Raw genomic sequence first — 13,625 nt, 5'->3', positions numbered from 1 at the left:
CCCGGCCCTTCAGCCCCGGTGCGGGACCGCCTCCAGCGTCTCGCCCTGGAAGAAGGCCGGCGCCCGCCAGCGGGCGAACAGCATCAGCGCCAGACCCAGCCCCAGGATCACCACGGCGATGATGAACACCAGGCCGATGCCGCCGAGGTGGGAGCCGCTGCCGAAGTCCGGCGAGAGGCTGGCGATGGCGGTCTGCCAGAAGATCACCGAAAGGATGATGGCGCCAAGCAGCGGGCAGAGGCCGCGCAGGAGCGCGTGGCGCAGGCTGGCGAACAGGCTGCGGCGGAAATACCAGACGCAGGCGTAGGCGGTCAGCGAGTAGTAGAAGCAGATCATCATGCCCAGGGCGGTGATGGTGTCCGCCAGGACGTTGTCGCTGAGGATGCGCATGACCACATAGAAGCCGCCGGTGGCGATGCCGGCGGCAACGGTGGCATAGCGCGGCGTGCGCGATCTTGGGCAGATGTGGGCGAAGCGCCGCGACACCGCGCCGTAGTACCCCATCGCCAGCAAGGTACGGGCCGGCGAGATGAAGGTGGACTGCAGCGAGGCGGCGGTACTGGCCAGCACCGCGATGGACATCAGGATCGCCAGCGGCCCCATCACCGGTCCGGCCAGGTGGGCGAAGACGTTTTCCTGGATCTCCGGATTGCCCAGGCCCAGGCCGGCGTCGCTGATGCCGGCGAATTGCAGGGTCGCCGCGGCGGTGAAGAGGTACAGCAACAGGATCAGCAGCACCGTGACCGTGGCCGCCCGCCCCGGCACCTTCTGGCTGCCCACCGACTCTTCGCTCACCGTCAGGCAGACATCCCAACCCCAGAAGATGAAGATCGACAGCGACAGGCCCGCGGCGAAGGCGGAAAAGGATTCGACGTTGAAGGGGTTGAACCACTCCGGATGGAAGACCACCGGCGCCGCCTGCGGCGCGGCGCTGAAGGCCGCCAGGGAAAAGCCGATCAGCACCAGCAGCTGCAGGGCTACCAGACCGTACTGGACGCTCATGGTCATGCCGATGCCGCGGCAGCTGATCCAGACCGCGATGGCGATGAACAGGCAGCAGGTGACGACGTTCACCAGCAGGTGCTGCGACAGCGCGGCCAACTCCGCCCGGCCGCTGAGCTGGGCGAGGAACAGGTAGAAGAAGTCCACCGCCACGCCGGCGAGGTTGGAAAGGACGATGGTGGTGGCCGTCACCAGCCCCCAGCCACCGATCCAGCCGATCATGGGACCAAAGGCGCGGGTGGACCAGGTAAAGGAGGTGCCGCTGTCCGGATCGACCGCGTTCAGCTCGCGATACCCCAGGGCCACCAGCAGCATCGGCAGGAAACCGACGATGAAGACGGCGGGCAGATAGACGCCCACCTCGCGCACGGTGGGACCCAGGGCGCCCGTCAGGGTGTAGACGGGGGCGATGGTGGAAATGCCCAGCACCACGCAGGCGAGCAGCCCGAGGGAGCCGGCAGCCAGGCCCTTGGCGGACGGATCGGCCAGGGCTTCCGGCCCGGCGGCATCCGAGCCGCCTGCCGGCGTGCCCTTGCGCTGTTCAGTCATAGGTTGCTGCCCTGCTGTTGGAATTGTTATTCAGAGTCCGGCGGATGCCGCAAGGTGCCTAACACGCGGCGGCATGGCGCTGGCAGGCGTCGCGAAAGGCGTCCAACAGCGCCAGGGATTCGGGACTCTCGCGGAAATTCCACTCGGGATGCCATTGCACGCCGACGACGAAACCGGGAGCGTCGGCCAGGGATACTCCTTCCACCAGGCCATCCGGCGCCTGGGCCTCGATGCGCAGCCCGGGCGCCAGGCGATCGATGCCCTGGCTGTGCAGCGAATTCACCTGGAAGCTGGCCGGCAGACCGAGGCGCTCGAATACCCCGCCCGGCGGCACCGTGACCGGATGGGTGGGCGCGTACTGCTCGGCCAGCCGCTCGCTCTGGGGCTCGCGGTGGTCGTCATGTCCCGGCAGTTCCTGCACCCGCTGGTGCAGGCTGCCGCCGAGGGCCACGTTGAGTTCCTGGAAGCCGCGGCAGATGCAGAACACCGGGATGCCGCGATCGATGGCCAGGCGCAGCAGCGGCAGGGTGTAGGCGTCGCGCGCGGCATCGTGCTGGGTGCCGACGAGACTCGCCGGTCCCTGGTAGTGATGGGGCTCGACGTTGGAGGGCGAGCCGGTGAACAGCAGGCCATCCAGGTGCTCCAGCAGCGCCTGCGGATCGCTCGGCACGCTGCGCGCCGGCAGCACCACCGGCAGGCCGGCATGACCCGCCGCCTCGACGTACTTGTCGCCGACGGTATGGGAATCGTATTTGCCGAGCGTCTGCCGGCACGCCGTCACGCCGATCAGGGGCATAGGGGACATGGCTTATCTCCAAGGAGCCCGCCGGTACGCGGCGGGCGGACAGGGTCAGATACCGAGGCGATCGCGCAGCTGGTAGTAGGTCGCGCCCAGTGCGGTGAAGGGCACGCGCAGGAGCTGCCCGCCCGGGAAGGGATAGTGCGGCAGGCCGGCGAAGGCATCGAAACGCTCGGCCTGGCCGCGCAGGGCCTCGGCCAGCACCTTGCCCGCCAGGTGGGTATAGGTGACGCCGTGGCCGCTGCAACCCTGGGAGTAGTAGATGTTGTCGCCGAGGCGGCCCACCTGCGGCAGGCGCGACAGCGTCAGCAGGAAGTTGCCGGTCCAGGTGAAGTCGATCTTCACGTCCTTGAGCTGCGGGAAGGTCTGCAGCATCTTCGGTCGGATGATCGCCTCGATGTCCGCCGGATCACGCGCGCCATAGACCACGCCACCGCCGTAGATCAACCGGCGATCGGCGCTGAGGCGGAAGTAGTCGAGCAGGTAGTTGCAGTCCTCCACGCAATAGTCCTGGGGCAGCAGGCTGCGCGCCATGTCCTCGGACAGCGGCTCGGTGGTGAGCACCTGGGTGCCGCAGGGCATGGACTTGGCGGCCAGCTCCGGCACCAGCCCGCCCAGGTAGGCGTTGCCGGCCACCACCACGAAGCGCGCCTTCACCTGGCCATTGGCGGTATGCACCACCGGATTGGCGCCGCGGTCGATACGCACGGCCGCGCTCTGTTCATAGAGTTTGCCGCCCAGGGACGCCACCGCGGCGGCTTCGCCCAGGGCCAGGTTGAGCGGATGGATGTGGCCGCCACTCATGTCCAGCAGCCCGCCCAGATAGCGATTGGTACCGACCACCTCACCGATGCCGCGCTCGTCGAGCAACTGCAGCTGGGTATGGCCATAACGCTCCCAGAGCTTCTGCTGGGCTTCCAGGTGACCGAGCTGCTTGCCGGTCAGGGCGGCGAAGACGCCGCCGTCCTTGAGATCGCACTGGATGTCGTAGCGCGCGATACGCTCGCGAATGATCCGTCCGCCTTCGAAGGCCATCTCCCCCAGCAGTTGCGCCTGCTTGGCGGGCAACTGCCGCTCGATGGCATCGATGTCGCGGCTGTAGCTGTTGACGATCTGCCCGCCGTTGCGCCCGGAGGCGCCGAAGCCGACCCGCGCCGCTTCCAGCACCGTCACGCTGAAGCCGTGCTCCAGCAGAAACAGTGCGGTGGAAAGCCCGGTGTAACCGGCGCCGATGACGCAGACGTCGCTTTCGACACTGCCCTGGAGCGCCGGGTATTCGGTGTGGATGTTGCGCGAAGCCGCGTAGTAACTGCCGACATGTTGTTGCATGGTGAGATTCCTCTGCCTGCGACTCCGGCGCGAACGCCCGAGTCGCCGCGCCTGTTCAGAGCTTGATCCAGGTCGCCTTGAGTTCGGTGTATTTGTCGAAGGCGTGCAGCGACTTGTCGCGTCCGTTGCCGGACTGCTTGAAGCCACCGAAGGGCGCCGTCATGTCGCCGCCATCATACTGGTTGACCCAGACACTGCCTGCACGCAAGGCGCGGGCCACGCGATGGGCGCGGGAGAGATCTCTCGTCCAGACGGCGGCGGCCAGGCCATAGGGAGTATCGTTGGCGATGCGCAAGGCCTCTTCTTCGCCGTCGAAGTCGATCACCGCCAGCACCGGGCCGAAGATCTCTTCGCGGGCGATGCGCATGGCATTGTCCACCCCCTCGAAGATCGTCGGGGTCACGTAGCTGCCGCCGGTTTCGCCCAGGGCACGCTCGCCACCGCTCACCAGTCGTGCACCCTCGGCGCGGCCCGCTTCGATGAAGCCCAGCACGGTGCGCAGATGGCCCTCGTCCACCAGCGCGCCGACGCGGGTATCGGGATTCAAGGCATGGCCGGGCGCCCAAGCCTGCAGCGCCTCCGCCACCAAGGCCAGGAAGCGCTCCTTGATCGAGCGCTCGACCAGCAGCCGCGAGCCGGCGATGCACACCTCGCCCTGGTTGAAGGCGATGGCCGCCGCGGCTGCCTCGGCCGCGGCGGCTAGGTCCGGAGCATCGGCGAAGACGATGTTGGGACTCTTGCCGCCCGCCTCCAGCCAGACGCGCTTCATGTTCGACTCGCCGGCATAGACCAGCAGCTGCTTGGCGATGCGGGTGGAACCGGTAAAGACCAGGGTATCGACGTCCGGGTGCAGCGCCAGCGCCTGGCCGACGGTGTGGCCGTAGCCAGGCAGCACGTTGAACACCCCCGCCGGGATGCCGGCCTCCAGCGCCAGGGCGGCGATGCGGATGGCGGTCAGCGGCGACTTCTCGGACGGCTTGAGGATCACCGAGTTGCCGGTGGCGAGTGCCGGCCCGAGCTTCCAGCAGGCCATCATCAGGGGGAAATTCCAGGGCACGATGGCCGCGACCACCCCGACCGGCTCGCGGGTCACCAGGCCGAGCTGGTCGCGCGGGGTGGGCGCCACCTCGTCATAGACCTTGTCGATGGCCTCGGCGCTCCAGCGCAGGGCATTGGCCGCCGCCGGCACGTCGATGGCGAGCGAGTCGCTGATCGGCTTGCCCATGTCCAGGGTTTCCAGCAGGGCCAGCTCTTCGGCATGGGCCAGCAGCAGCTCGGCGAAGGCGATCAGCACCCGCTTGCGCTGCGCCGGGGCCCGATGGGCCCAGTCGCCTCGCGCGAAACTCGCCCGGGCGGCCCGTACGGCCAGCTCGGCATCCTCGGCCATGCAACTGGCCACCCGGGCCAGGTGGCGACCATCCACCGGACTCAGGTCGTCGAAGGTCGCGCCGCCCAGGGCATCGCGGTAGGTACCGTCGATGAAGGCACGGGCTTCGACGGTCAATGCCTGGGCGCGCTGCTCCCAGTCCTGTTGCGTCAGCACGGTCATGATCACGCCTCCTAGACGGTATGCAGGTACCAGTTGTATTCGAGATCGGAGATGGTGGTCTCGAATTCTTCCAGCTCGGCTTCCTTGCAGGCGACGAAGATGTCGATGTACTCGGGGCTGATGTACTGGTTCATCACCGCGCTGTCGTCCAGCCGGCGCAGGGCGTCGCGCAGGTTGTTCGGCAGGCTCTGTTCGAGCTGCTCGTAGGAGTTGCCACTGACCGGGGCGCAGGGCTCCAGGCGCTGGGTCATACCGTGGTGAATGCCGGCGAGGATCGAGGCCATCATCAGATAGGGATTGGCGTCGGCCCCGGCGACACGGTGCTCGATGCGGATCGCCTCGCTGCTGCCGGTGGGCACGCGCACCGCCACGGTGCGGTTGTCCAGCCCCCAGCTCGGCGCGTTGGGCACATAGAACTGGGCGCCGAAGCGGCGGTAGGAATTGACGTTCGGACAGAGGAAGGCCATCGACGCCGGCAGGGTTTCCAGGATACCGGCGATGGCATGGCGCAGCGGCCCATGATGCTCGGGATCATCGGTGGCGAAGATGTTCTGCCCGGTCTGCTTGTCCAGCAGCGAGATGTGTACGTGCAGACCGTTACCGGCCTGACCGGGATAGGGCTTGGCCATGAAGGTGGAATCCATCTCATGGTCGTAGGCAATGTTCTTGATCAGCCGCTTGAGCAGCACCGCATGGTCGCAGGCCTTGATGGCGTCCTCGACGTGGTGCAGGTTGACCTCGAATTGCGCCGGCGCGGATTCCTTGACGATGGCATCCGCCGGCAGCCCCTGCTCCTTGGCGCCTTCGAGCATGTCCTGCAGGCAGTCCACGTATTCGTCCAGGTCATCGATCAGATAGACCTGGGTGGAGACCGGTCGCTTGCCGGAGATCGGTGACCGCGGCGGCTGCGGCCGACCGTTCACGTTCTCCTGGTCGATCAGATAGAACTCCAGTTCGAAGGCGGCGCAGATGATCAGGCCCAGGTCGTCGAACTTCTTCACCACCCGCCGCAGCACCTCGCGCGGATCGGCGAAGAACGGCGAGCCGTCCTGCTCGTGCATGGTCATCAGCAGTTGCGCGGTCGGGCGCTTCTGCCAGGGCTCGTAGCTCAGGGTGCCGGGGATGGGAAAGCAGGTGCGGTCGGCATCGCCGATGTGCAGGCCCAGGCCGGTGCTTTCCACCGTGGAGCCGTTGATGTCCAGGGCGAACAGCGAGGCCGGCAGATTGATGCCGCGCTCATAGACCTTGGAGAGACTGGCCCGCTCGACGCGCTTGCCGCGGATGACGCCGTTCATGTCGGTGATCAACAGATCGACGTACTGGATTTCCGGGTGCTCCTTGAGAAAGCCGTTGGCTTCGGTGAGCTGGACGACGCGGGGGGATATCGCATTCATGGGAGGCATCCTTGACGCTGGCCCGCTTCGTTGTGCTTGGTCGTGCGGGTCTTGCAGCGTGGCTGTGGGCGGTGGTTGCTGCAGGCGGCGACCCTCTTTGCCAGGGTCCGCCCTTCCACCTGATTGCCCTCGACGGGCTGGGCCAGTATAAATTGGCATGAGCGCAACCCATATCGGCAAATTGGCAAAGGAAGAATGCACGGATGCAATATCAGATAGGCCATGCCGATCTCAGGCTGATCCTCGCCCTGGTGCGCGGCCGGACCCTGGCCAGAGCGGCCGAGCAGTTGCAGGTGGACGTCTCCACGGTCTTTCGCGCCATCCGCAAGCTCGAAGCCAATCTGCAGGTGGCGCTGTTCGACAAGACCCGCCGCGGCTATACCCCGACCCAGAGCGCCAAGGCCCTCGCCGAACAGGCCGAGCGCGCCGAACAGGCGCTGGAGGCGGCGCGGATCGCCCTCACCCAGGGCAAGAACGTCATCAGCGGCACGGTCCGCCTGACCTGCACCGATGCCGTCCTGCGCAGCCTGCTCCTGCCAGCGCTCGCCGAGCTCATGCCGCGCTATCCCGCGGTCGCCCTGGAAGTCGCCACCTCCAACACCTTCGCCAGCCTGAGCCGGCGGGATGCGGACATCGCTCTGCGCCTGTCCAACGCGCCGCCGGAACACCTGATCGGCCGCCGGCTCGGCCGCAGCTCCTACTTCGTCTGCGGCCACGAGCGCCATCGCGCCGGTTACGGCCAGCTGGCCACCGAGTTGCCCTGGATAGCCCCGGACGATTCCCTCGCCGATCATGTCTCGGTCACCTGGCTGCGCCAGGCCTACCCCAGCCTCACCCCGCGCTATCGCTGCAGCAGCATGTCCTCGGTCGGCAGCCTGGTCGGCGCCGGTCTCGGTATCGCCGCCCTCCCCGACTTCATGATCAGTAGCCTCGACGGCGTCGAACGCCTGGGCCCGGCGCTGCCCGGCTGCGACACCGATATCTGGCTGCTGACCCGCCCCGACAATCTGTCGCTGCGCTCGGTGCAGATTCTCTTCGATGAACTGGCGAATCTGTTGAAAGCTCGGATAGTGGATGTCTGCCAGGCCTGAAGCGACGCGCTCGTTCGTCGGTTTCAAGGTCAACTTGGCGACCAGTTTCGTAGAACAACACTCCACTAAAATAATTATCTATCAGCGTTTTTTACGAATTTTTCACGCCTTCTTGACGCACTTTTTGAAGATAAGGTCATTAACGCGACAAAGCGCCTGGGAGTGCTCTTCGGACACTTGGAGTCAAGCACGAAAAGCGGCGTTTCCAGGTAGGCCGTCGGCGACCAATTGCCTTAAAAAACAAGCCAGTTAGGCGATATCGAGAGTCATGGTGGTCAACTTCCACGGAGACAACGATGAGCGCCCGCTTCGCCATACCCCAAAATCCCGACCGCGATTGCCTGTTGAATATTCACCGACTGCTTACCTTGAGAATCGATCAATTGCGCAATGTCGACATGGGCAGTTCGGAACTGCAGGAGATCCTCTTCCAGTTCGAAGCCCTGACGGCGGAAACCATACAACTGGTCGAGGAAGTGGCAGTGAGACTGGCGACCGATGCGCATTAGCTCACCACTGCCGCGGTACTGCCCGGCAAGGCGCGGCCCGGCGCCGTGCCGGACAAGGGTCACCGCACCCGCATGGACAGCGTTGCCTGCGTCCTCACCCTGACCAGGGAGACACCCACGCATGACCGGGATGAGCGCCCACCCGCCGCTGCTGGCCAAAGCGCTCGCCGCCCGCACGATGCCATCCTGGAAAAACTGAACCTCGAGAACGTGCCCCGGCAGCCAACCCTCTCGACCGACACCGGGGTGCGTCGCAGCCGGGCGCGACCGTCGCCGCTGTGCCGCGTACTGGAGAGGCTGGGACCCAAACCCGAATCGATCATGCGCGGTGATCGGCAGGCGGAGAGGCGCCGAGTACCCGTCGAAACCATTGCAACAAGCCAAGGCAAGACCAATGAACAACGTCAATCCCGCAACCCTGCCGACGCAGTTCCTGATGCAGCGTCTGAGTCGTGAACTGGCCGACTGGACCGTTCTGGTGAGCCCCACCTGCCCCGACGGTTCGATCTTCGCGCGCCTGTATTCGCGCTCCGACACCCGGGCCGTGGCCATCCCCTTCGATACGCAGGCGATCAACAACGACAGCTACATCCGCGAGCGGCTGGCGCTGGTCCGTGCATCCCGCACGGACTAGCCGCTCCCCGAGACCTCAGCGGAGGCCGCAGGCGCCAGTGCTGCCCCGCACCACCAGCTCGAAGGGCAACACCACCTCCCGCTGGGTCGGCGCCGCGCCGCTGAGGATCTCCAGCAACAGGGCGACGGCCCGCTGGCCGAAGGCCTCCGCGGGTTGGGCGATGGTCGTCAGCGGAGGATCGCTGTAGGCCGCGAAGGCAATGTCGTCGAAGCCGGCCAGGGACAGGTCCTCGGGCACCCGCAGCCCAGCGCCGCGAAGGGTCTGGAGTGCGCCGATCGCCATCTCGTCACTGCAGCAGAACAGCGCGGTTGGTCGCTCCGGCAGTCCCAGCAGCGCCCGGGCCGCGGCGCCGCCGGCGGCCAGGGTGAAATCGCCCGGGTGCTGCAGATCCGGGTCCAGCGGGATACCGGCCCGGGTGAGCGCCTCGCGGTAACCGGCCAGGCGCTCCAGGGTCAGCGGGCTGTCTTCCGGGCCCTTGATCAGGGCGATGCGCCTGTGACCCAGTGCCAAAAGGTGTTCGGTGAGGCAGCGGGCGGCGGCACGGTTGTCCAGCCGCACCTTGGGCCAGGAGTGCTCGGCAAGCACCTCGCAGGCATTCACCACCGGCGGCGCGTCGGGGTCACCGGCGAAGGGATCGAAGGCGCGCAACTGGATCACCCCATCCGCCTGCCGCGCATAGACCAGCTCGGCGTACTCGCGCTCACGGGCCTCGTCGCCCGCGGTATCGCACAGCAACACCCGATACCCCGCCGCCTGGGCCGCCTGCTGGATCCCGGCGATGACGCGGGCGAAGAAGCTGTTGGCGATCAGCGGCACCAGCACCACCAGATTGCCGGTGCGTCGCGAACGGAACTGCACCGCCATCCCATTGGGCCGGTAGTTGGCCGCGGTCACGGCGGCCTGCACCCGCTCGCGGGTCGCCGGCGCCACCACCTCGGGATTCTTCAGGGTGCGCGACACGGTAGCGACCGAAACCCCGGCCAGCTCGGCGACCCTGCGGATATTGGACATGCGGCCTCGGTGAGCGTGGGAAAGGTTGTCACTGTGCGCAAAGCCCTGCGTGCGGGCAAGCCGTACGTCCGCCGGGCGCTTGACTAACGATCGCCACGGGCTCCAAATATCCCCAGATGTAACCGGTTACACTCAACACAACAATAAACCGAGGGTAAGAGGATGCAGGCTCAAACCGGCGGCAAGGTCCGCTACGGCATGATCGGTGGCGGCCAGGGCGCCTTCATCGGCGCGGCCCACCGCCGCGCCGCGGCCCTGGATGGCGCCCTCGAACTGGTCTGCGGCGCCTTCAGCCGTGATCCCGCGAACAACGGCGCGACCGGCCGCGAACTCGGCCTGGCGCCCCGGCGGGTCTATGCCTCCTGGCAGGACCTGTTGGCCGAAGAAGCCCGGCTGCCCGCCGAGCAGCGGGTCGAGTTGCTGGTGATCGTCACACCCAACGACCTCCATGTACCCATCGCCCAGGCGGCCCTGACCGCCGGCTTCCACGTCTTCTCGGAAAAACCCGCCGGTATCTCGCTGGCCCAGGTACAGAGCCTGGCGGACACGCTGGCCGCCCTGCCCCTGCGCTATGCCCTGGCCCACAGCTACCTCGGCTATCCCCTGGTATGGGAGGCCCGCGAGCGGGTCGCCCGGGGTGAGCTGGGGGCACTGCGCAAGATCCATGTGGAATACCCCCAGGGCTGGCTCGCCGAGGATCTGGCCGCCACCGGCAATCGGCAGGCGGCCTGGCGCGACGATCCGGCCGCCTCCGGCCCGGGCGGCTGCCTGGGCGACATCGGCACCCATGCCTTCAGCCTGGCCGAATTCATCGGCGGCCAGCCCATCACCCGCCTCAGCGCCCACCTGCGCAGCCACCTGCCCGGTCGGCGGCTGGACGACGATGTCATGGTGCTGTTCGAGACCGCCGCGGGCGCCAGTGGCAGCCTATTGGCCAGCCAGGTCTGCATTGGCGAGGAAAATGGCCTGCGCATCCGCCTCTACGGAGAACGCGGCAGTCTGGAATGGCGGCAGCAGGAGCCCAACAGCCTGCTGCAGCGCAGCCTCGACCAACCGCCACAGGACCTGCGCGCCGGCCTCGGCCTGCCCTGGCTGAGTGCCGGCACCCAGCAGCGCCTGCGCCTGCCCGCCGGGCACCCGGAGGGCTATCTCGAAGCCCTGGCCAATCTCTATCGCCAGTTGGCCGCGGCCATTCGCGATCCCGCCGATCCCGCGCCCGGCCTGCCCGGCATCCGCACGGGCTGGCGCGGCCTGGCCTTTATCGAAACCGCCCTGGCCAGCCATCGGCACCAGGGCGCCTGGACCCCCCTACCGACCCCAGGAGCCTGAACATGGCCGCCAACGCTCGTCCCGGCCTCAAGGGCCCGGCGATCTTTCTCGCCCAGTTTCTCGACGACAAGCCGCCCTTCGACACCCTGCCCAATCTGGCGCGCTGGGCGGCGGACCTCGGCTACCGCGGCATCCAGCTGCCGACGCTGGGCCCCCAGTGCCCGAATCTGGAACGCGCCGCCGCCAGCCAGGACTATTGCGACGAACTGCTCGGGCAATGCGCCGACGCCGGAGTGGCCATCAGCGAACTCTCGACCCATCTGCAAGGCCAGCTGGTGGCCGTGCATCCGGCCTTCAGCGAGGCCTTCGACGCCTTTGCCCCGCCGGCACTGCGCGGTCGTCCGGAAGAGCGCCAGGCCTGGGCGGTCAAGCAGCTCAAGCTGGCCGCCAAGGCCAGTCGCCGACTCGGCCTCAAGGCGGTGGCGAGCTTTTCCGGCGCCCTGCTCTGGCCCTATGTCTATCCCTGGCCGCAGCGTCCGGCGGGCCTGGTGGACGAGGGCTTCGCCGAACTGGCCCGTCGCTGGCGCCCCATCCTCGACGTCTATGGCGAAGAAGGCATCGACCTCTGCTTCGAATTGCATCCGGGCGAAGACCTGCACGACGGCGCCACCTTCGAGCGCTTCCTGGCGGCGGTGGACGACCATCCCCGGGCGCGGATCCTCTATGACCCCAGCCATTTCGTCCTGCAGCAGCTGGACTACCTGGGCTTCATTGACCGCTATCACGCGCGCATCGGCATGTTCCACGTCAAGGACGCGGAATTCCGTCCCGATGCGCGCAGCGGCGTCTATGGCGGCTACCAGGACTGGGCCGAGCGGCCGGGGCGCTTCCGCTCACTGGGCGACGGGCAGGTCGATTTCGGCGCCATCTTCAGCAAGCTCACCCAGTACGGCTTCGACGGCTGGGCGGTGCTGGAATGGGAATGCTGCCTCAAGGACGCGGCCCAGGGCGCGGCCGAAGGGGCGCCCTTCATCCAGCGTCACCTGATCCAGCCGGCCACCCGCGCCTTCGACGACTTCGCCGGCAGCGACGCCGACCCGGCGCGCAATCGGCGGATGCTCGGCCTGGAGTAAGGACCCCGCTCGTTTTTTCGTCACATAACCCACAACAAGGAATCGACGATGAACGCACTTTCGCTACGCCTGAGCACCCTGATGTTCCTGCAGTTCTTCATCTGGGGCAGCTGGTTCGTCACCCTGGCGACCTTTCTCGGCAACACCCTGGGCGCCAATGGTGGCCAGATCGGCCAGGCCTTCGCCACCCAGTCCTGGGGCGCGATCCTGGCGCCCTTCGTGGTCGGCCTGATCGCCGATCGCTACTTCAACGCCGAGCGCATCCTCGGCCTGTTGCACCTGGCCGGCGCGGTGCTGCTCTACCAGCTCTATGCGGCGGCCGATTTCACCACCTTCTATCCGCTGGTGCTGGCCTACATGCTCTGCTACATGCCGACCCTGGCGCTGGCCAATTCCGTGGCCTTCCGCCACCTGGCCGATCCGGCCCGGCAGTTCGCCCGGATCCGCGTCTGGGGCACCCTGGGCTGGATCGCCGCCGGGCTGGCGATCAGCTTCGTCTTCGCCTGGGACAGCCGCAGCGGCATCGCCGCCGGCGCCCTGCGCAACACCTTCCTGCTCGGCGCCGCGGCCTCCCTCCTCCTCGGTCTCTACAGCTTCAGCCTGCCGCGCACCGCGCCGCTGCCGGCCACCCGCGGCGGCCTGGGCGCGATGCTTGGCCTGGACGCCCTGCGCCTGCTCAAGGACCGCAGCTTCGCGGTGTTCTTCGCCGCCTCGGTGCTGATCTGCATTCCGCTGGCCTTCTACTACCAGAACGCCAACCTCTTTCTCGCCGAACTGGGTGTCGCCAACCCCACCGGCATGATGACCCTCGGCCAGGTGTCCGAGGTGGGCTTCATGCTGCTCCTGCCGCTGTTCATCCGCCGCTTCGGCCTCAAGCGCACCCTGCTGGTGGGGATGCTGGCCTGGGCGGTGCGCTATGGCTGCTTCGCCCTGGGCGCCCAGGGTGACGCCCTCGCCTACCTGCTGCTGGGCATCGCCCTGCATGGCGTCTGCTACGACTTCTTCTTCGTCTCCGGGCAGATCTATACCGACGCCAAGGCCGGCGAGGCGAACAAGAGTGCGGCCCAGGGCCTGATCACCCTGGCCACCTACGGCGTGGGCATGCTGGTCGGCTTCCGGGTGGCCGGCATGGTCTCGGATCACTATGCCAGCGCCGCCGGCCATGACTGGCAGGGCATCTGGCTGTTCCCGGCGGTGTTCTCCCTGGGCGTGCTGCTGGCCTTTCTGGTCACCTTCCGCGACGCCCGTCCGGCACGCGCCGCGGCGGCTGCGCCCGTGCGCTAGGGCGTCTCGCTCGGTGGCCCGGCCTGAACAGCGGCGGGCCACCCAAAGCGCCTTTCCCCATGCACTTCAGAG

At 67.3% G+C, this 13,625-nt stretch carries 12 protein-coding genes; 6 read left to right on the top strand and 6 right to left on the bottom strand.

Annotation, left to right across the window (positions count from 1 at the left end):
* Positions 1-9 precede the first annotated feature (9 nt).
* From PVZ77_RS07610 to PVZ77_RS07590, 5 genes are read right to left on the bottom strand one after another with little or no spacing between them, the layout of a single operon-like run.
* A complete protein-coding gene (locus tag PVZ77_RS07610; RefSeq protein WP_273806190.1) occupies positions 10-1,551 on the bottom strand; it encodes an APC family permease in 1,542 nt (513 codons plus the stop codon).
* A 58-nt stretch (positions 1,552-1,609) separates the two neighbouring features.
* Complete coding sequence (locus PVZ77_RS07605; protein WP_273806189.1) at positions 1,610-2,356, bottom strand: gamma-glutamyl-gamma-aminobutyrate hydrolase family protein; 747 nt, start codon at positions 2,354-2,356, stop codon at positions 1,610-1,612.
* A 45-nt stretch (positions 2,357-2,401) separates the two neighbouring features.
* Positions 2,402-3,679, bottom strand: coding sequence for an NAD(P)/FAD-dependent oxidoreductase (locus PVZ77_RS07600; protein ID WP_273806188.1), 1,278 nt, complete (start codon positions 3,677-3,679; stop codon positions 2,402-2,404).
* A 55-nt stretch (positions 3,680-3,734) separates the two neighbouring features.
* Positions 3,735-5,228, bottom strand: a complete 1,494-nt coding sequence (locus PVZ77_RS07595) for an aldehyde dehydrogenase (RefSeq protein WP_273806187.1) — start codon at positions 5,226-5,228, stop codon at positions 3,735-3,737.
* 11 nt (positions 5,229-5,239) lie between these two features.
* The gene (locus tag PVZ77_RS07590) at positions 5,240-6,622 is read right to left on the bottom strand and encodes a glutamine synthetase family protein (RefSeq protein ID WP_273806186.1); all 1,383 of its coding nucleotides are present in this window, start codon (positions 6,620-6,622) and stop codon (positions 5,240-5,242) included.
* A gap of 203 nt (positions 6,623-6,825) precedes the next feature.
* Here PVZ77_RS07590 and PVZ77_RS07585 point away from each other — a divergent pair, with 203 nt between their 5' ends.
* From PVZ77_RS07585 to PVZ77_RS07575, 3 genes are all read left to right on the top strand, one after another.
* Positions 6,826-7,713: a LysR family transcriptional regulator gene (locus tag PVZ77_RS07585; RefSeq protein WP_273806185.1), complete on the top strand. Its 888-nt coding sequence runs from the start codon at positions 6,826-6,828 to the stop codon at positions 7,711-7,713.
* Between the two features lie 296 nt (positions 7,714-8,009).
* Complete coding sequence (locus tag PVZ77_RS07580) at positions 8,010-8,222, top strand: hypothetical protein (protein ID WP_273806184.1); 213 nt, start codon at positions 8,010-8,012, stop codon at positions 8,220-8,222.
* Between the two features lie 394 nt (positions 8,223-8,616).
* A complete protein-coding gene (locus PVZ77_RS07575; RefSeq protein ID WP_273806183.1) occupies positions 8,617-8,856 on the top strand; it encodes a hypothetical protein in 240 nt (79 codons plus the stop codon).
* A 15-nt stretch (positions 8,857-8,871) separates the two neighbouring features.
* Here the strand turns inward: PVZ77_RS07575 and PVZ77_RS07570 are convergent, their stop codons facing one another.
* Positions 8,872-9,867, bottom strand: a complete 996-nt coding sequence (locus PVZ77_RS07570; protein WP_273806182.1) for a LacI family DNA-binding transcriptional regulator — start codon at positions 9,865-9,867, stop codon at positions 8,872-8,874.
* A gap of 162 nt (positions 9,868-10,029) precedes the next feature.
* Here PVZ77_RS07570 and PVZ77_RS07565 point away from each other — a divergent pair, with 162 nt between their 5' ends.
* From PVZ77_RS07565 to PVZ77_RS07555, 3 genes are read left to right on the top strand one after another with little or no spacing between them, the layout of a single operon-like run.
* On the top strand, positions 10,030-11,196 hold the full coding sequence (locus tag PVZ77_RS07565) for a Gfo/Idh/MocA family protein (RefSeq protein ID WP_273806181.1): 1,167 nt from the start codon (positions 10,030-10,032) through the stop codon (positions 11,194-11,196).
* Positions 11,197-11,198: 2 nt separating this feature from the next.
* A complete protein-coding gene (locus tag PVZ77_RS07560; protein ID WP_273806180.1) occupies positions 11,199-12,269 on the top strand; it encodes a sugar phosphate isomerase/epimerase family protein in 1,071 nt (356 codons plus the stop codon).
* A 48-nt stretch (positions 12,270-12,317) separates the two neighbouring features.
* A complete protein-coding gene (locus PVZ77_RS07555; protein WP_273806179.1) occupies positions 12,318-13,553 on the top strand; it encodes an MFS transporter in 1,236 nt (411 codons plus the stop codon).
* Positions 13,554-13,625 lie beyond the last annotated feature (72 nt).

Origin of the sequence: Pseudomonas sp. SHLD1 (assembly GCF_028640935.1) — a bacterium.
Classification (GTDB): Bacteria; Pseudomonadota; Gammaproteobacteria; order Pseudomonadales; family Pseudomonadaceae; genus Chryseomonas; species Chryseomonas aestiva.
Note: the sequence above shows the minus strand (reverse complement) of the source record. Positions and strands in the feature narration are given on the sequence as shown.